General features: G+C 72.6%; 13 protein-coding genes. 9 read left to right on the forward strand and 4 right to left on the reverse strand.

Annotated elements, in window-relative coordinates; all coding sequences use genetic code 11:
• The first annotated feature begins 71 nt into the window (after positions 1–71).
• From ACFHWE_RS11715 to ACFHWE_RS11740, 6 genes are read left to right on the forward strand one after another with little or no spacing between them, the layout of a single operon-like run.
• A complete protein-coding gene (locus ACFHWE_RS11715; RefSeq protein WP_416601073.1) occupies positions 72–461 on the forward strand; it encodes a C-glycoside deglycosidase beta subunit domain-containing protein in 390 nt (129 codons plus the stop codon).
• Complete coding sequence (locus ACFHWE_RS11720) at positions 458–1,558, forward strand: sugar phosphate isomerase/epimerase family protein (RefSeq protein ID WP_416601075.1); 1,101 nt, start codon at positions 458–460, stop codon at positions 1,556–1,558. Before ACFHWE_RS11715 ends, ACFHWE_RS11720 begins: the two co-directional genes overlap by 4 nt.
• Before the next feature lie 16 nt (positions 1,559–1,574).
• On the forward strand, positions 1,575–2,603 hold the full coding sequence (locus ACFHWE_RS11725) for a sugar phosphate isomerase/epimerase family protein (RefSeq protein ID WP_416601078.1): 1,029 nt from the start codon (positions 1,575–1,577) through the stop codon (positions 2,601–2,603).
• A 39-nt stretch (positions 2,604–2,642) separates the two neighbouring features.
• Positions 2,643–3,041 carry a C-glycoside deglycosidase beta subunit domain-containing protein gene (locus ACFHWE_RS11730; protein ID WP_416601080.1) on the forward strand — a complete coding sequence of 133 codons (399 nt, stop codon included), beginning with the start codon at positions 2,643–2,645 and terminating at the stop codon, positions 3,039–3,041.
• A complete protein-coding gene (locus tag ACFHWE_RS11735; protein ID WP_416601083.1) occupies positions 3,038–4,192 on the forward strand; it encodes a Gfo/Idh/MocA family protein in 1,155 nt (384 codons plus the stop codon). The genes ACFHWE_RS11730 and ACFHWE_RS11735 overlap by 4 nt, the downstream gene beginning before the upstream one ends.
• A 41-nt stretch (positions 4,193–4,233) precedes the next feature.
• On the forward strand, positions 4,234–5,238 hold the full coding sequence (locus ACFHWE_RS11740; RefSeq protein ID WP_416601086.1) for a sugar phosphate isomerase/epimerase family protein: 1,005 nt from the start codon (positions 4,234–4,236) through the stop codon (positions 5,236–5,238).
• 183 nt (positions 5,239–5,421) lie between these two features.
• On the opposite strand, the gene ACFHWE_RS11745 is transcribed toward ACFHWE_RS11740, so the two are convergent.
• The 3 genes from ACFHWE_RS11745 to ACFHWE_RS11755 all read right to left on the reverse strand — a co-directional run bounded on the left by ACFHWE_RS11745 (position 5,422) and on the right by ACFHWE_RS11755 (position 10,183).
• The gene (locus ACFHWE_RS11745) at positions 5,422–6,990 is read right to left on the reverse strand and encodes a GMC oxidoreductase (RefSeq protein WP_416601089.1); all 1,569 of its coding nucleotides are present in this window, start codon (positions 6,988–6,990) and stop codon (positions 5,422–5,424) included.
• Positions 6,987–8,519, reverse strand: a complete 1,533-nt coding sequence (locus ACFHWE_RS11750) for an MFS transporter (protein ID WP_416601091.1) — start codon at positions 8,517–8,519, stop codon at positions 6,987–6,989. Before ACFHWE_RS11750 ends, ACFHWE_RS11745 begins: the two co-directional genes overlap by 4 nt.
• A gap of 173 nt (positions 8,520–8,692) precedes the next feature.
• On the reverse strand, positions 8,693–10,183 hold the full coding sequence (locus ACFHWE_RS11755) for a C-glycoside deglycosidase beta subunit domain-containing protein (protein WP_416601094.1): 1,491 nt from the start codon (positions 10,181–10,183) through the stop codon (positions 8,693–8,695).
• Between the two features lie 193 nt (positions 10,184–10,376).
• Between ACFHWE_RS11755 and ACFHWE_RS11760 the strand changes: the two genes are divergently transcribed.
• On the forward strand, positions 10,377–11,657 hold the full coding sequence (locus ACFHWE_RS11760; RefSeq protein ID WP_416601097.1) for an ROK family protein: 1,281 nt from the start codon (positions 10,377–10,379) through the stop codon (positions 11,655–11,657).
• A 161-nt stretch (positions 11,658–11,818) separates the two neighbouring features.
• Complete coding sequence (locus ACFHWE_RS11765) at positions 11,819–15,022, forward strand: carboxyl transferase domain-containing protein (RefSeq protein ID WP_416601100.1); 3,204 nt, start codon at positions 11,819–11,821, stop codon at positions 15,020–15,022.
• 11 nt (positions 15,023–15,033) lie between these two features.
• On the opposite strand, the gene ACFHWE_RS11770 is transcribed toward ACFHWE_RS11765, so the two are convergent.
• Entirely contained in the window at positions 15,034–15,636 is a 603-nt protein-coding gene (locus tag ACFHWE_RS11770) for a TetR/AcrR family transcriptional regulator (protein WP_416601103.1), read from the reverse strand.
• Between the two features lie 155 nt (positions 15,637–15,791).
• Here ACFHWE_RS11770 and ACFHWE_RS11775 point away from each other — a divergent pair, with 155 nt between their 5' ends.
• Positions 15,792–17,009 carry an acetyl-CoA C-acetyltransferase gene (locus tag ACFHWE_RS11775; RefSeq protein ID WP_416601106.1) on the forward strand — a complete coding sequence of 406 codons (1,218 nt, stop codon included), beginning with the start codon at positions 15,792–15,794 and terminating at the stop codon, positions 17,007–17,009.
• Positions 17,010–17,024: the final 15 nt, after the last annotated feature.

The raw sequence follows: 17,024 nt of genomic DNA on the forward strand, positions 1-17,024 counted from the left end.
GCTGAAATAATGAAGAAGACAGTGGAGAGGGTGCGCGCGGCCGCCGTGCGCACCCCGAAGGAAGGTCAGCGATGATCCCCGACCGCATCATCGAGGCGGGCACGCTCTCGACCGACGGCGCACGCGCCTCCGTCGAGGTCCGGATCCCCTGGTACCGCGCCCTGCCCGGCTCGTGTATCGACGACGCCGTCCTCACGGTCGACGGCGTCCCGGCGCCCGCCGACTCCGTGCGCTGGGAGATGAACGGGCGCACCTACGCCCTGCCCGAGCTCGTGGACAGGACGGACGAGTGGTGGTTCCCGCTCGACTCGGCGGTCCTGTCCGGGGACCTCCCGGTCGTCCCCGGGGCCGAACACGAGGTGACGGTCGAGCTGAAGCTCTACATCCCCTACATCGTCACCGACCACGGCGTGCTGCGCATCGAGGAACGCGACACCAAGACCATGGAGGCGAAGCAGTGACCGAGCTCGGAACACCGGCCCAGGGCGTCACCCTCTACAGCTTCACCCGGGCCTTCCACGGCCGCGAGTACGACCTCGAAGGGCTCGTCCGCCGTGTGGGCCGCGACGGCTTCGGCCCGGGCCTGGAGGTCATCGGCTTCTCCAGCCTGCGCGGCTTCCCCCACCTGGACGACGCCTACACCGGCTGGTTCCGCGACCTCGTCGCGGAGAGCGGGCTGGTCCCCACGTCGCTGGCGATCAACACCGACGTCGGCCTGCGCCGGGACCGGCTCATGACCGACGACGAACTCGTGGAGTACATGCGTCTGCAGATCGAGGCCGCCGCCCGCCTGGGCTTCCCCATCGCCCGAGTGCAGATCTCCCTCACCCCCGACTCCATGGAACGGCTGCTGCCCGTCGCCGAGCGCTACGGCGTCACCCTCGCCCTGGAGGTGCACGCCCACCACTACGCCACCAACGAGCACATCCTGCGGTTGCGGGACCGCTACGAGCGGCTCGGCTCGCCCCTGCTCGGCTTCACCGCCGACTGGGGATCGACCGTGAGCGGCTTCGCGCCCTCCCTCATCGAGGCCTACCGGCGCCGCGGCGTGGGAGAGGAACTCCTCACGGCCGTCCAGGACCTGTGGCACCGCTTCCGCGCACAGGGCCCGCCGCCCACCGAGGCCGCGCACGGCGAGCGCTTCGGCGCCTTCATCGGCCTGGCCGCAGAACACGGGCGGCCCGAGCTGGGCGTGGACTTCGCCATCAACGGCACCGGCCTCTTCGGTCCCGCGCCCGTCGAGACCTGGAACGAGATCATGCCGTGGATCCGCCACGTGCACGCCAAGTTCTTCGGTATCGACGCCGCCGGGGAGGAGCCCTCGGTGCCCGTGCGCGACCTCATCGCCCAACTGGTCGCCAACGGCTACTCGGGTGCCGTCTCCAGCGAGTACGAGGGCTGGCACTGGAACCACTGGGAGGACCCCTTCACGATCGTCCGCGGCGAGCAGGCCCTCCAGCGCGCGGCCGCCGAGGCCGCCGGATCGCGCATGCTGACCGACGCCGCCGAGGCGGGGGCAGCCCTGTCCCGCCACCTCTCCGCCCCCGTCCGCCGCTGAACAGCAAGGAGCGACCATGACCGCCTCCGGGATCGCCGGAACCGGCATCGACCTCGGCCTCACCCTCTACTCGCTCACCGCCGAGTGGGCCGCCGGACACTACTCCTTCGAGAGCCTCCTCCAGGAGGTCGCCGACCGGGGCCTGGGGCCCGGTGTGGAGTTCAACGGTGCCCAGATGCTGCGCACCTACCCCGACGTCGACGACGACTTCGTGCGCATGTGGCACTCCACACTCGACCGCCTGGGCCTGGAACCCATCGCCATGGGCACCAACCTGGACATGGGGCGCCGCCACGACCGCGACATGACCCCGGACGAGGAGTTCGAGTTCCTCTCCGTCCAACTGCGCACCGCGCACCGCCTCGGCTGCCGCCGCGTGGTCATCCGGTCGGCCGACCAGGAGCTGCTCCGCCGCCTGCTGCCGCTCGCCGAGCGCTACGACCAGTACCTGGGGTACGAGATCCACGCCCCCTCCGGGCCCAACGACCCCAAGGTCGTCGCGATCCGCGAGATGTACGAGCGGCTGGGCTCCGAACGGCTCGGGTTCACCGCCGACTTCAGTTCGACGATGCACAGCCTGTCCCCGACACTCCTGCGCACCCTGCGCACGATGGGGCTGGAGGAGCGGCACCTCGCCGCCATGGAGGACTTCTGGCGCGAGCCCCTGCCGATGCACGAGCGCAACGAGGCCTTCGAGGACTACCTGCGCTCGGAGGGCGTCGACCCCGCCGACCTCGGCCCGTTCTCCCGGCTGGCGTTCAACATGCATGGCCTGGTGCCGCCCGAGGAGTGGCTCGACATCATGCCGCAGATCTTCCACGTCCACGCCAAGTTCTGGGACATCGACGACGAGGGCAGTGAGCCCGCGATGGACATCCCCCGCATCGTCCGCCAGTTCGTCGAGGGCGGGTTCAGCGGCTACCTGTCCAGCGAGTGGGAGGGCCACGCCTTCTCCGACCTCGGGGAGTCGGACCCGGTCTCCCTCGTCGCGGCACAGCACGATCTCATGCGCCGCGCCGTCGAGGGCGCCGCCGCCGACCTCTGACCCATCCGGCACCACCGCCACGTACGTGAGGACACCGCCATGGCGACCCACAACACCCTCTTCCAGGAGTCGGACGTCCGCCTCCACGACCGCGGCATCGCGGTCTCCATCCAGATCCCCTGGTACCGCAGCCTGTGGCTCTCCGCGGTTCGCGACGTCGCCGTAACGGTCAACGGCAGGGAGGTCCCGCGCGAGGAGCTGACCTTCCGCCTCCAGGGCCGCGACCACCGGATCGAGGAACTGCCCGAGCGCTGGGACACCCTCTGGTTCCTCCAGGACCGGGCCGACGTCGTCGCGGCCCTCGACCCCCGGCCCGAGCCCGGTGAGAGCATCACCGTGGAGGTCGTCCTCGACCTGCGGCTGCTCTACATGCAGATCGCCCCGGGCCGCTACGTCGGCAACCGCGTCACGGTGCGCAAGGAGGTGGCGCCGGTATGAGACCGCTCAGGATCGCCATGATCGGGTGCGGCTTCATGGGCGCGGCGCACTCGCAGGGCTGGCGCACCGCGCCGCGGGTCTTCGACCTGCCCGCCGCCGTCGAGATGTCGGTGGTCGTCGGCCGTAGGGCGGACGCCGCGGCCGACGCCGCGCAGCGCTGGGGCTGGGCCGGGTCGGCCACCGACTGGCGCGAGGCCGTGGGCCGCGACGATGTCGACGTCGTCGACATCGTCACCCCCGGCGACTCGCACGCCGAGATCGCCGTCGCCGCCCTGGAGGCCGGCAAGCACGTCCTCTGCGAGAAGCCGCTCGCCAACACCGTGGCCGAGGCCGAGCGCATGGCCGCCGCCGCCGAGCGCGCCGCCGCCGACGGCGTGCTGTCGATGGTGGGGTTCACCTACCGCCGGGTGCCCGCCGCCACCCTCGCCCGCGACCTGGTGGCGCGCGGGGAGATCGGGCGCGTGCAGCAGGTGCGCGCCTGCTACCGGCAGGACTGGCTCGTCGACCCCGGGGCTCCGCTGGCCTGGCGCCTGCGCAAGGAGCACGCCGGCTCGGGCGCGCTGGGCGACATCGGCGCCCACGCGATCGACATGGTGCAGTTCATCACCGGCCAGCGGGTGCGGCGCACCACCGGTGTGGTCGACACCATCGTCGAGGAGCGCCCCCTGCCCCCGGAGGAGCAGGACGGTCCCGACGGCAGGCGCACCGGCCGGGTCACGGTCGACGACGTCGCCCTGTTCACCGGCCGCCTCGACTCCGGGGCCCTCGCCGCCTTCGAGGCCACCCGGTTCGCCACGGGACGCAAGAACGCCCTGACCGTGGAGGTCTCCGGCGACCGCGGCGCGCTCGCCTTCGACCTGGAGGACCTCAACACCCTGCGGGTCTACGACCGCACCGCCCCCGAGGAGCGGCAGGGCTTCACCCGCGTGCTGGTGACCGAGCCCGGGCACCCCTACCTCGCGGGGTGGTGGCCGCCGGGGCACATGCTCGGCTACGAGCACGGCTTCTCCCACCAGGTGAAGGACCTGGTGGAGGGCGTCGCCTCGGGGGAGCCCCCGCACCCCTCCTTCACCGACGGACTGCATGTACAGCGCGTCTTGGACGCCGTCGAGCGCAGCGCCGCCCAGGACGCGGCCTGGGCCGACGTGTAGCCCTGTAGCCGGATCCGACCACGACGACAAGGAAGACGACTGTGGCACGACCGATCACCCTGTTCACCGGCCAGTGGGCGGACCTGCCCTTCGAGGAGGTCGTCCGCCTCGCGGGGGAGTGGGGCTACGACGGCCTGGAGATCGCCTGCTGGGGCGACCACCTCGACCCCTGGCGCTGGGACGACGACGCCTACGTCCAGGGCAGGCTCGACCTCCTGCACGAGCACGGGCTGTCCGTGTGGACCATCGCCAACCACCTCAAGGGCCAGGCGGTCTGCGACGACCCCATCGACCAGCGCCACCGCGGCATCCTCCCCGACCGGGTGTGGGGCGACGGCGAGCCCGAGGGCGTGCGCCTCCGCGCCGCCGAGGAGCTGAAGAACACCGCCCGCCTGGCAGCACGGATGGGCGTGAAGACGGTCACCGGGTTCACCGGCTCCTCCATCTGGAAGTACGTCGCCATGTTCCCACCGGTCTCGGCCGACCTGGTCGAGGCGGGTTACACGGACTTCGCGGACCGGTGGAACCCCATCCTCGACGTCTTCGACGAGGTCGGTGTGCGCTTCGCCCACGAGGTGCACCCCAGCGAGATCGCCTACGACTACTGGACGACGCAGCGCACCCTGGAGGCGATCGGCCACCGGGAGGCGTTCGGCCTCAACTGGGACCCCAGCCACATGGTCTGGCAGGACCTGGACCCCGTCTCGTTCCTGTGGGACTTCCGCGAGCGCATCTACCACGTGCACTGCAAGGACACCAAGAAGCGCCTGCACAACGGCCGCAACGGCCGCCTGTCCTCGCACCTGGCCTGGGCCGACCCCCGGCGCGGCTGGGACTTCATCTCCACCGGCCACGGTGACGTGCCGTGGGAGGACTCCTTCCGCATGCTCAACGCCATCGGCTACGACGGCCCGCTCTCCGTCGAGTGGGAGGACGCCGGCATGGACCGGCTCGTGGGCGCGCCCGAAGCGCTGCGGTTCGTCCGCGACCTGTCGCGCTACGAGCCCTCCGACGCCGCCTTCGACGCCGCCTTCTCCACCCGCTGACCGAGCCCGGCCGAGGGGCCGCCCGGTGTGTGCCACCGGGCGGCCCCTCTTTCCTGTGCCGTGTGCTCGGCCGGCGCCCCGCCCGCCCCGTTCGCTCTGGGCGGCCGCGGTGTGCGCGGACAGGCACGCGAACGGCCCCGGTCCGACCGGGGAAGCGGTCGGGCCGGGGCCGGAGCCGGGGCGTCAGGCCAGGTCCGCGATGATCCTGCGGGCCCCGCGCACGGCGATCGCCACACTGGTCAGGGTCGGGTTCACCGCCGTGGCGGTCGGGATGAGGCCGTTGCCGCCGACCACCAGGTTGGTGAAGCCCCACACCCTCGACCACGGGTCGGTGACGCTCGTGCCGTCGTCGCTCCCGCCCATGCGCATGGTCCCCTGGTAGTGCAGGCTCGACCCGGCGGGCATCAGCCTCGGCTCGGCCACGAACGTGCCGAGCGCCCCGCCGGCCCGCCGCAGCAGGGCGGTGGCCTCCTCGACCTCGCGCTCCTCCGCCTCGCCCAGGCCGTAGCGGATCGTCGTGTTCGGCAGGCCCCGGTAGTCCGGCTCGGTGTCGTCGAAGAGGACCGCGTCCTCGAAACGGGGCCGCTTGCGCAGGCCGTAGCCCATGTTGACGTAGCCCCAGCGGTTGTTCGCGTGCGGGTGGTCCGCCCCCAGGGGCATCGGAGCGGACTCGGAGTACATCACCTGGGCGGCGAAGGGGTGGCCGGGCTCGGAGAAGGGGATGCGGTTGACCGCCGACACCGGATCGCTGGGGTTCACCGCGCGGCGCGCCAGCTCCCGTTCCAGGTCCTCCTCGGTGGCGAAGCGGCCCACCCTGTCCCCGTCGAGGGCGATCGTGGAGACGATGACCGGGTGCTCGGTGAGGTAGTGGCCCAGGGCGCGCGGCCGGATCCCCGAGGCCCACAGCAGTTGGGGCGAGCGCAGGGCGTCCGCGGCGACGACGACGAGGTCGGCGTCCTCCACACGGGTCTCCCCGGTCCGCAGGTCCTCCACGCGCACGCCGGTCACGGTCCCGTCCCGGTGCACGAGTCCGCGCGCCAGCGTCAGGTCGAGCAGGGTGAAGCGCGCGGACTCGGGCGAGCCCGGTTCGATGAGCGGACCGAACACGAAGTCGGTCCCCGCCCACGTCATGGTCCCGTCGGGGTTCTCGTCGCCTGCCACCGGCAGGACGCCCGGCCCGTACCCCTCGGGCAGGGAACCCGCGAACTCCTCGGTCAGCAGGGCACGGATCGCGGAGCTGACCGGCGAGTCGGCGAACGCCGTCGCCGTGGCGTGCAGGAGCCCCTCGGCGGTGGCGACCAGATCGTCCCATTCGCCGTCGGGGACGCAGCCGATCCGCTCGCTGAACCCGGGGCGGGGCACGGCGCAGGTCCAGTGCGCCCCCTGGCCGCCGACGTTGGTGGACACCGCGGCCGCGGGGAACTCCTCGGCGTGCCCGGAACCGCGTCCGCCGTAGTCGATGAGGTGGGTTCCCTGGCGGGCGGTGAAGGTGCCCTCCACGACCGTGTCCTCGGGGATGCCCAGTTCGGAGCGGAACCCGGCCGCCCCCGGCCCCTGCGACCTCTCCCGTGCGCGCGCCCGTTCGTCGGGGTCGGCGATGTTGCGGACGTTGACCCCGGGGCGCTCGGTGAGTCTCGGCCCGGCCTCCACCATGAGGACGCGGGCCCGGGGCAGCCCTTCGAGGAGCAGACGCGCGTAGGCGGCACCGATGGGGCCGCTGCCGACGACGACGATACGGGTGGGCTGACTCATGGTCGGACTCCTGTCGTGGGTGGTTCGGGCGGGTCCCCGCCCAGCGGCGCCGGGGCCTCGCCGCGGCCTCGCTCCTCGTCCGGGAGGCGTCCGGCGGGCATGAGCGCCGCGGCGGCGGTGGCCAGGACGAAGACGAGGGCCAGACAGAGGAAGACCGGTGAGAAAGCGGACGCGTAGGCGTCAGCGACCCCTGCCCGCGCCGCCGGCGCCAGTGCGCGGAGCGCGTCGGGGGTCAGGCCCCCGGCGTCCACGCCAGCGGGCAGCGCGGCTGCGGCCCCCGACCCGACCGCGGTGCCCACCACCGCCGCGGTGACGGAGACCCCGAGTTGGCGGACGAGGTTGACGGCGGAGGTGGCCGCTCCCGTCTCAGCCGGGTGGACCGAGGACTGCACGACCGCCACGACGAGGTTCATGTAGGCGCCGGCACCGACCCCGACCAGTGCCATGAGCGCCATCGGCACCCACAGCGGTGCGCCGACCGGGACGTAGGCGACACCGAGCAGTCCGACGGCGGCCGCGACCGGTCCTGCGGCGGTGACGGCCCGGTACCGGCCGCTGCGGCCGGCGAGCCAGCCGGTGGTCAGGGACGCGGCGAGCATGCCGAGGACGGTGGCGATCGGCACGAGGCCGGAGACGGTCACGGTCGTCTGGAACACCATCTGGACGTAGGTGGGTATGTACGACACCACGGAGAGCAGCCCGACGCCGATGGAGGCGGACAGCACCAGGCAGCAGGCCAGCGTGCGGTCGCGCAGGAAGCGCGGGGGGAGGAGCGGCTGCGCCGCGCGGGCCTGGGACGCCAGGAACGCGACGGAGCCGGCCGCCGCGAAGGCCGCCGCCGCGGCCACCCGGGGGGAGGCACCGCCGTCCTCGCCCACCCAGGAGACGGCCAGGACGAGGGGGACCGCGGCCGCCGCGAAGGCCGCGGCGCCGAGCAGGTCCAGGCGTCCCCGCGCGGAGGGGCGCAGTCTCGGGACCGCGACCGCCGCCGCCAGGAGCGCGGCCGCGCCGAGGGGGACGTTGATCCAGAAGACCCAGCGCCACCCCAGCGTGTCGGTGATGATCCCGCCCAGCACGGGGCCGACGACGATCGCGATCGGGAAGGCGGCGCCGACGATGCTGAGGTAGCGGGGGCGCAGGCGGGGGGCGGCCACCGCGGCGACCAGGGTCTGTGCGGTCAGTTGGATCCCGGCGGCACCGATGCCCTGGACGGTGCGGGCGGCCACGAGCGTGCCCATGCTCTGGGCGAAACCGCACGCCAGTGAGGCGGCGACGAAGACCACCACGCCGACCAGGTAGACCCGGCGCGGGTCCATGAGGTCGCCGAGCCTGCCGACCACGGGTGTGGCGACCGTGCTCGCCAGGGTGTAGGAGACGACCACCAGGCCCATCTGCGGCAGTGCGCCGAGTTCGCCGGCGATCGTGGCCAGGGAGGTGGCGACCACCGTGTGGTCCAGGGCTCCGAGGAAGGCGACGGTGAGCAGTGAGGCGAGCATGAGGCGCAGCCTCATCGGCGGGAGCGTGGTCATGGGTGTGTGCGGACTCCGGTCGGCGACGAGACCGAGGGGGTGCGGTGGCCGGCCGGTCGCCGGACCCGACGGGCCGGAGGTGTCCGACCCCTCGTCAAATGTCAATTTACTACATAAGTATGTCTGAAATCAACAAAAGTAAGGGCGTGTGTGCCCGTCGGGCCCGGCCGGGCTCAGGGGCGGGCGGCCACCCGGTGCATCGTGCGCCGGATGAGCGCGTGCTGCTTCTGCACCAGGACGATGGGGTCCGTGTCTCCGAGGTCGGCGAAGGCGTGGCCCTCCCACTCGCTCGACCAGAAGCCCCGGTAGCCGCCCTCGACGAACACCCGGACCAGTTCGGGGTAGTCGATGGCCGGCTCCAGCCCGCTCTCGTCGATGTCGTAGAACTTCGAGTGCACGTGCAGGATCTGCGGCATGATGTCCGCCCACTCGGCGGGGTCGACGTGGCCGTGCATGTTGAAGGCCAGGTGGGCCAGCGGCCCCAGTGAGGCGGGGTCGATACCGCGCCCCCTCAGGTAGGCGATGAACTCCTCCTGGCGGGCGCGCATCGGCTCGTCCGTCGCCCAGATCCGCCGCATGCGGTCCACGGCCTCCTCGTCCAGGCCCATGCGCCGCACGGCGCGCAGCAGTGTCGGCGACATCGCGTGCATGGTCGAGGAGAAGTCCGCGACGAATCCCAGCAGGGGCGAGTCGAACTCGTCGTAGACCTCGCGCACCCGCATGATCTCGGGGGAGTTCGGCCCCAGCGGTGCGTGGATCTCGTAGGCCATCCTCAGGTCGAGCCGCTCCGCGAGCGGCAGCAGGCGCCGGATGAGGTCACGCTTGGCGCTCTGGATCCGCACCAGCGGGAAGCCGAGCGTCTTGGCGGCCTCGAACAGGACCCGGGTGAACTCGTACTCCTCGTCCGGGGTCATGTCCCGGTCGCGGCGGCGCCCCATGTCGAGGTTGGCGCCGAAGGAGCTGGCCTCGAACCCGTACTTGTCGAACGCGCTCCGCCAGGTGCGGACGAAGCCGTCGGTGACGTGCGGGTAGGAGGGCAGCGTCTGCGAGGCCACGATCTCGATGCCCGGGCCGACGCCGGCGTCGTCGACGCGCGCCAGGAGCGAGTCGAGGTCGTACCACCCGGCGGCGAGTTCGGCGGTCGCGCAGTACAGGGTCAGTCCCAGGCGGAACGGCTCCTCCTCACGCGGCTCCGGCGCGTCCGCCAGCGGGCCGGTGCGGGCGGGGGCGGGGGGTGTGGGGCCCTCGGTCTCCGTGGCGGTCAGGCGGCGGACCATGCGGACGCGGTTGGGTACGTACACCCCCGGCCCGCCGTCCTCGCCCGGCCGGATCTGCATGTACGGGATGCTCATGTCGACGGTGATGTCGATCTCGTGCTCGTCGCCCAGCGCGATCGGTTCGCGCTCCACGACCAGGAGCGCCCGGTCCTGGAGGAACCAGAGCGTGTCCCACGCCCGCTCCAGTTCGTGCGGAGCGAAGCTCCGGTCGCCGAGCCGGAGCGTGACCGCCTCCGCCGGGACGGGCTCGCCGTCGACGGACAGGCGGACCTCGTTCACCGACGAGAGCCACAGGCTGCGGTACCAGGGCAGTTGGAGGGCCAGGGCGAGTCCTTCGGGGTGGACCCGCAGGCTGTGGTCGTTGACGAGGCTGTCGTGGGTGGCCATGCTCCACCTTTTCCGTGGTCGGGGCGGGTCGGCGGCGGTGCGGGACCGGCGGTGGTCCCCGGCGGGCCGCCGCAGGATCTTATGCCAATAAGAAGCACACTTAAGTAGAAAAGTATCTTAAGAAGGTGTGGAGTGGAAGTAGTTGAGGCGCCACCCGGCGTAAGTCCGCGTCGTCCTGTGCCATGATCTGGGCATGGCTATCGAATCGTCACTCCGCTTCGCCGCGCAGAGCGACATCATGACGAGCCTGCTGGCCGTGGTGAACCTCGTCCGCACCGGACAGGCCACGACCCGGCCCGAGATCGGGCGGGCCACCGGCTTGGGGCGGGGGGTGGTGACGCAGCGCGTCGACCAGGCGATCAGGCTCGGCTACCTGGAGGACGGCGACTTCGCACCGTCGACGGGGGGACGCTCGCCCAGGTCGCTGCGGTTCCGCTCCGAGCAGGGGCGCCTGCTCGTCATCGCGCTCGGCGCCCTGCACATCCGCGTGGGCCTGGCCTCCCTCGACGGCAGGATCGAGGACGGGCTGCACCGCCTGTGGGACATCACCCGGGGCCCGGTCGCCACCCTGCGCGAGGCGGTGTCGATGGCCGGGGAGCTGATCGCGCGCGCCGACGAGGACCGGCCGGTCTGGGGGTGCGCCGTCGGTGTCCCCGGGCCGGTCGACTTCTCCACCGGATGCCCGGTCGCGCCGCCGATCATGCCCGGCTGGAACGGCTTCGACGTCAGGCGGCAGATCGAGGAGCGCTTCGGCGTGCCGGTCTGGGTCGACAACGACGTCAACCTCCTCGCGCTGAGCGAGCGCAGCCGCCGCGGGGGCCAACGGCTCGACCTGATCTTCTGCAAGGTCGGCACCGGGATCGGTGCGGGCTTCCTCTCGCAGTCGAACCTGCACCGGGGGGCCAACGGCGCCGCCGGCGACATCGGCCACGAGCGCGTCGCGGGTTCGACGACGGTGTGCCGGTGCGGGAAGACGGGCTGCCTGGAGGCGGAGGCCTCCGGCTGGGCGCTGGTGCGCGACGCCGAGCACGCGGTCTCCGAGGGCAGGCCGACGTCGCTGTCCGACGCGGTACAGGGCTTAGGGGCGCTGACCCCCGAGGCCGTCGCGCTCGCCGCCACGAACGGCGACGCGCTCGCGATCGAACTCGTGCAGCGCTCCGCGCGTCTGGTCGGGGAGTCGCTCGCGGGGCTGGTCAACATGTTCAACCCGGGGGTGATCGTCGTCGGCGGCGCGGTGTCCTCGGCCGGTGAGATCTTCCTGGCCGAGGTGCGCCAGCGGGTCTACGAGCTGTCGCTGCCCCTGGCCACGCGGGACCTGGTACTGGTGCGCTCGGTGGGCGACGAGCGCGAGCCGTTGCGGGGCGGCGCGGAAATGGTGCGCGAACAGCTCTTCGACGTCACCTTTCCCCGATGGTTCGCCGACGGGCGTCCGACGATCGAGGGCGTCCGTGACCCGGAGACCGCGCCCCTCTGACCCCGGGGCCTCGGCCCGTACCACGCCCGATTCGGGTACCTGCGGGTTCTGACCCGGCCGCCCCTCCACCCTTGACGGGCCGCTCCGCTGGCGGGCAGAGTGCATACCGACCGGGTGGTATGTTCCGGTTCCACGCTCCTCACCGGGAAGAACCTCATCACGTGACCAGTGTCCTGATCGCCAACCGCGGCGAGATCGCCGTCCGCATCGTCCGCGCGGCCCGGGTGCTCGGGCTGGGCACGGTCGCGGTGCACACCCCCGACGACCGTGCCGCCCGACACGTGCGCCTCGCCGACCGGTCCAAGGAGCTCTCCGGCGACGGCTACCTGGACGCGAGACAGTTGGTCGCCGCCGCCCGGGACACCGGGTGTGCGCTCGTCCACCCCGGATACGGCTTCCTCAGCGAGAGCGCCGCCTTCGCCCGCCTGTGTGAGAAGTCCGGCCTGGTCTTCGTGGGCCCCCCGCCCGAGGTGCTCACCCAACTCGGCGACAAGGCCGCCGCACGCGCCCTGGCCCGCTCCCTGGACGTACCGGTCCTGCGGGCCACCGGGGCGGGAGCCACCGCGGCCGAGGCCGCGGACCTCCTGCGTGGTCTGGGGCCGGGCTCCTCGGTCATGGTCAAGGCCGTGGCCGGGGGCGGCGGCCGGGGCATGCGCGCCGTGCACCGCCCCGAGGACCTGGCCGAGGCGTTCGAGCGCTGCGCCTCCGAGGCCGAGCGGGCGTTCGGCGACGGCGCTGTCTACGCCGAGGAGCTCCTCACCGCCGCCCGGCACGTGGAGGTGCAGGTCATCGGTGACGGTACGGGCGCGGTCGCCCACATGTGGGACCGTGAGTGCTCGATCCAGCGCCGCAACCAGAAGCTGATCGAGATGGCGCCCTCCACCCTGGCACCCGCCGAACGCGCCCCGCTGCTGGAGGCCGCCCGGTCGATGGCCGCCGCCGTCCGCTACCGGGGGCTGGGCACCGTCGAGTTCCTCGTCGACGCCCGCGACCCCGCGCGCTGGTTCTTCCTGGAGGCCAATCCGCGCGTGCAGGTCGAGCACACCGTCACCGAGGAGGTCACCGGGATCGACCTGGTCGCCGCCCAGCTCGGGGTGGCCCTGGGACGCACCCTGGACGACCTCGGCCTCACCCAGGGCCGGATCCCCGAGCCCCGGGGCACCGCCCTCCAGGCCCGGGTCAACCTCGAACGCCTCAGCGCCGACGGCACCGCCCGCCCCACCTTTGGCCGGATCGAGGCCTTCGAGGTCCCCACCGGACCGGGCGTGCGCGTGGACACCCACGGCCACACCGGCCTGGTCGCCGACGGCCGCTACGACTCCCTGCTGGCCAAGGTCGTGCTCACCGAGCCCCTGGGCGGACTCGACCGGGTCGCCGACCGTGCCGAGGCCGCCCTCGCCGAGTTCGCCGTCGAGGGACCCGGCACCAACATCGACCTGCTCCGCGCGATCCTGCGGCGCCCGGAGCTGCGCGAGGGGCGGGCCACCACCGCCTTCCTCGACACCCACCTGGCGGAACTGGTGCCCGAGGAGGCAGACGCACCCGCCGCCGACACCGACCGCGCGGCCGCGCCCTGCGCCGGAACCGTGGTCTCCGTGCCGGCGGGTGCGGGCGACCGCGTCGAGGCCGGGGAGCCCCTGGTGGTCCTGGAGTCGATGAAGATGGAGCACGTGGTCGCCGCCCGCGTGTCGGGAACCGTTCGGGAGGTGCGCGCGGCCGTCGGCGAAACCGTCACCGAAGGGCAGGTCCTGGCCCGTCTGGAACCGGACGCGGAGCAGAGCGGACCCTCCGCCGAGGCGGAGGAGATCGACCTCGACGCGATCCGTCCCGATCTGGCCGCCGTCCTGGAGCGGCACGCCGCCGGGCTGGACGGGGGCCGTCCCGAGGCGGTGGCCAAGCGGCGGCGCATCGGCCACCGGACCGCGCGGGAGAACATCGACGACCTGTGCGACGAGGGATCCTTCGCCGAGTACGGCGCCCTGGCCGTGGCCGCCCAGCGCCGCCGCCGGTCCATGGAGGACCTGGTCGCCAACACACCCGCAGACGGCATGGTCACCGGTATCGGCAGGGTCAACGGCTCCCTGTTCGGGGACGCCTCCCGGTGCGTGGTGATGTCCTACGACTACACCGTCCTGGCCGGGACGCAGGGCCACATCAACCACCGCAAGACCGACCGGATGCTCGACCTGGCCGGGCGCCAGGGCATCCCGGTCGTGCTGTTCGCCGAGGGCGGGGGCGGCCGCCCGGGCGACACCGACACCGCGTCGGTGTCGGGGCTGCACGTCCCCACGTTCTCGTCGATGGGGCGGCTGAGCGGGCGGGTCCCCACCGTCGGCATCGCCTCGGGCCGCTGCTTCGCGGGCAACGCCGCGCTGCTGGGCTGCTGCGACACCGTCATCGCCACCGAGGACGCCACCATCGGGATGGGCGGCCCGGCGATGATCGAGGGCGGCGGACTGGGCCGGTACCGGCCCGAGGAGGTCGGCCCGGTCTCCACCCAGGTGCCCAACGGCGTCGTCGACGTCCTGGTCGCCGACGAGGCCGAGGCGGTGGCGACCGTCCGCCGCTACCTGTCCTACTTCCAGGGGCCGGTCGACGAGTGGGCCTGCGCCGACCAGCGGCGGCTGCGGCACGTGGTGCCGGAGAACAGGGTCCGCGTCTACGACGTGCGCGAGGGCGTCCGGCTGCTGGCCGACGACGACTCCGTGCTGGAGCTGCGGGCCGGGTTCGGCCGGAGCGTGGTCACGGCGCTGGTGCGGGTCGAGGGCCGTCCCATGGGCCTGGTCGCCAACGACCCCTCGCACTTGGGCGGGGCGATCGACGCGGACTCGGCGGACAAGCTCGCGCGGTTCCTGCAACTGTGCGACGCGCACGGCCTGCCCGTGGTGTCGCTGTGCGACACACCCGGGTTCATGGTCGGCCCGGACGCCGAGCGCACCGCCACCGTCCGCCACTTCAGCCGCCTGTTCGTGACCGGTGCCCATCTGCGGGTGCCGGTGCTGACCGTCGTGCTGCGCAAGGCCTACGGGCTGGGTGCGCAGGCCATGGCGGGCGGCGGATTCCACAGCCCCGACGCCACCGTCGCCTGGCCCAGCGGCGAGGTGGGCGCCATGGGCATCGAGGGGTCGGTGCGGCTCGGGTTCCGCCGCGAACTGGAGGCGATCGAGGACCCGGGCGAGCGCGAGCGGGCCTTTGCCGACCTGGTCGCCGACGCCTACGAGCGCGGCCGGGCGGCCAGTGCCGCCGCCGTCTTCGAACTCGACGCCGTCATCGACCCGGCCGACACGCGCCGGTGGATCACCTCGGCGCTGCCCGCCGTCGGCTCCGACCAGGGGGACGGCCACCGGTTCGTGGACACGTGGTGAGCGCGGCGGGCTCAGCCGCGGCGGCAGCCCACCATGCGCAGGGCGAGATCGGCGTAGAAGTCGGCGACCTCCTCGGGGGACCACGACCCGCCGTCGCGGTACCAGCGGGAGATGTCGATGCTCAGGGACAAGAGGGCCACGGAGGCCATGTGCGGGTCGGGCGTGTCGAAGGCCCCCTCGGCCACCCCCCGCTCCACCAGGCGGCGGATCTCGGAGTCGATCCCCCTGCGGATACCGAGGACCTCGGTGAGGTGCTCGTCGCTGAGCGAGGTGAGCTCATAGTTGACCACGCGCGCACCGGTGTGCGCCCGGGCGTGGTGGACGACGAGGGCGCGGACGACGGCGGCGAGCTGGCCGCCCGGGTCCTCAGCCGAGGCGATGGTGGTGCGGACCGTGTCCAGGACCTGTTCGTGCCCGTCCTTGGAGATCAGGTAGAGCAGTTCCTCCTTGGACTTGTGGTGCACGTACAGCGCGGCCGGGCTCATCCCGGCTGCGGAGGCGATGTCACGGGTGGTGGTGCCGTGGAAGCCGTGCTCGGAGAACGCGGTGAGGGCGGCGCTGAAGAGCCGCGCGCGCGTCTGGTCGGCACGGGAGCGCTCCTCCGTGCTGGTCATGTGGGGCCCTCCGTCGTTCTCGGGGTCTGCGGTCTCCCAGCCGGTGGGAGCAGGTTATCGGTGGGGTCGGGGCTTGACAGCCGGACCGGCTCTGGCACAGTGTGATTCAGGACCCTTGACTAAGCAACCGCTTAGTATGGACGAAAGGACCCCCGATGCCGGAAGCCGTGATCGTCGCCGCCGCCCGTTCCCCGATCGGACGCGCCAACAAGGGCTCGCTCAAGGACATGCGGCCCGACGACCTGGCCTCGCAGATGCTGCGCGCGGCCCTGGACCAGGTGCCGGAGCTGGACCCGGCCGACGTCGACGACCTGCTCATGGGCTGCGGCCAGCCCGCCGGTGAGGCCGGGTTCAACATCGCCCGCGCCACCGCGGTGCTCGCAGGGTTCGACCACATGCCCGGCACCACCGTCAACCGGTACTGCTCCTCCAGCCTGCAGACCACCCGCATGGCGATGCACGCCATCAGGGCCGGGGAGGGCGAGGTGTTCGTCTCCGCCGGCGTGGAGACCGTGAGCCGCTACGCCCGCGGCAGCGCCGACGGCTGGCCCGACACCCGCAACCCCGTCTTCGCCCAGGCACAGGACCGCACCGGGGCCTTCGCCGAGGGCGGCCGGACCTGGGCCGACCCGCGCGAGGCGGGGAACCTGCCCGACGTCTACATCGCCATGGGCCAGACCGCGGAGAACGTCGCCCAGCTCACCGGCACCACCCGCGCCGACCAGGACGCCTTCGGCGTGCGCTCGCAGAACCTGGCGGAGAAGGCCATCGCCAACGGCTTCTGGGAGCGCGACATCACCCCCGTCACGCTGCCCGACGGCACCGTGGTGAGCGCCGACGACGGCCCCCGCCCCGGCACCACCCTGGAGAAGGTCGCCCAGCTCAAGCCGGTCTTCCGCCCCGACGGCACCGTCACCGCGGGCAACGCCTGCCCCCTCAACGACGGTGCCGCCGCCCTGATCGTCATGAGCGACACCAAGGCGAAGCAGCTCGGCCTGACCCCGCTGGCGCGCATCGTCTCCACCGGCGTGAGCGGCCTGAGCCCGGAGATCATGGGCCTGGGCCCGGTGGAGGCGTCCAAGCGGGCCCTGGCCCGCGCCAACATGTCCATCGGCGACATCGACCTCGTGGAGATCAACGAGGCCTTCGCCGCCCAGGTGGTGCCCTCGGCCCGCCAGTTGGGTATCGACGAGGACAGGCTGAACGTCAACGGCGGTGCGATCGCGGTCGGCCACCCCTTCGGGATGACCGGCGCGCGCATCACCACCACCCTGATCAACTCGCTGCGCTTCCACGACAAGCAGTTCGGTCTGGAGACCATGTGCGTGGGCGGCGGCCAGGGCATGGCCATGGTCATCGAGCGCCTCTCCTGAACCAGGAGGGCGACG

The sequence above is a fragment of the Nocardiopsis sp. LOL_012 genome, from assembly GCF_048060475.1.
In the GTDB taxonomy this organism is placed as follows: Bacteria; Actinomycetota; Actinomycetes; order Streptosporangiales; family Streptosporangiaceae; genus Nocardiopsis.

Coding starts and splice junctions, on each gene's coding strand:
- ACFHWE_RS11750 (WP_416601091.1), bottom strand. CDS start 8,519: ATGACCACGCTCCCGCCGATGAGGCTGCGCCTCATGCTCGCCTCACTG.
- ACFHWE_RS11770 (WP_416601103.1), bottom strand. CDS start 15,636: ATGACCAGCACGGAGGAGCGCTCCCGTGCCGACCAGACGCGCGCGCGG.
- ACFHWE_RS11760 (WP_416601097.1), top strand. CDS start 10,377: ATGGCTATCGAATCGTCACTCCGCTTCGCCGCGCAGAGCGACATCATG.
- ACFHWE_RS11735 (WP_416601083.1), top strand. CDS start 3,038: ATGAGACCGCTCAGGATCGCCATGATCGGGTGCGGCTTCATGGGCGCG.
- ACFHWE_RS11745 (WP_416601089.1), bottom strand. CDS start 6,990: ATGAGTCAGCCCACCCGTATCGTCGTCGTCGGCAGCGGCCCCATCGGT.
- ACFHWE_RS11755 (WP_416601094.1), bottom strand. CDS start 10,183: ATGGCCACCCACGACAGCCTCGTCAACGACCACAGCCTGCGGGTCCAC.
- ACFHWE_RS11730 (WP_416601080.1), top strand. CDS start 2,643: ATGGCGACCCACAACACCCTCTTCCAGGAGTCGGACGTCCGCCTCCAC.
- ACFHWE_RS11725 (WP_416601078.1), top strand. CDS start 1,575: ATGACCGCCTCCGGGATCGCCGGAACCGGCATCGACCTCGGCCTCACC.
- ACFHWE_RS11715 (WP_416601073.1), top strand. CDS start 72: ATGATCCCCGACCGCATCATCGAGGCGGGCACGCTCTCGACCGACGGC.
- ACFHWE_RS11775 (WP_416601106.1), top strand. CDS start 15,792: ATGCCGGAAGCCGTGATCGTCGCCGCCGCCCGTTCCCCGATCGGACGC.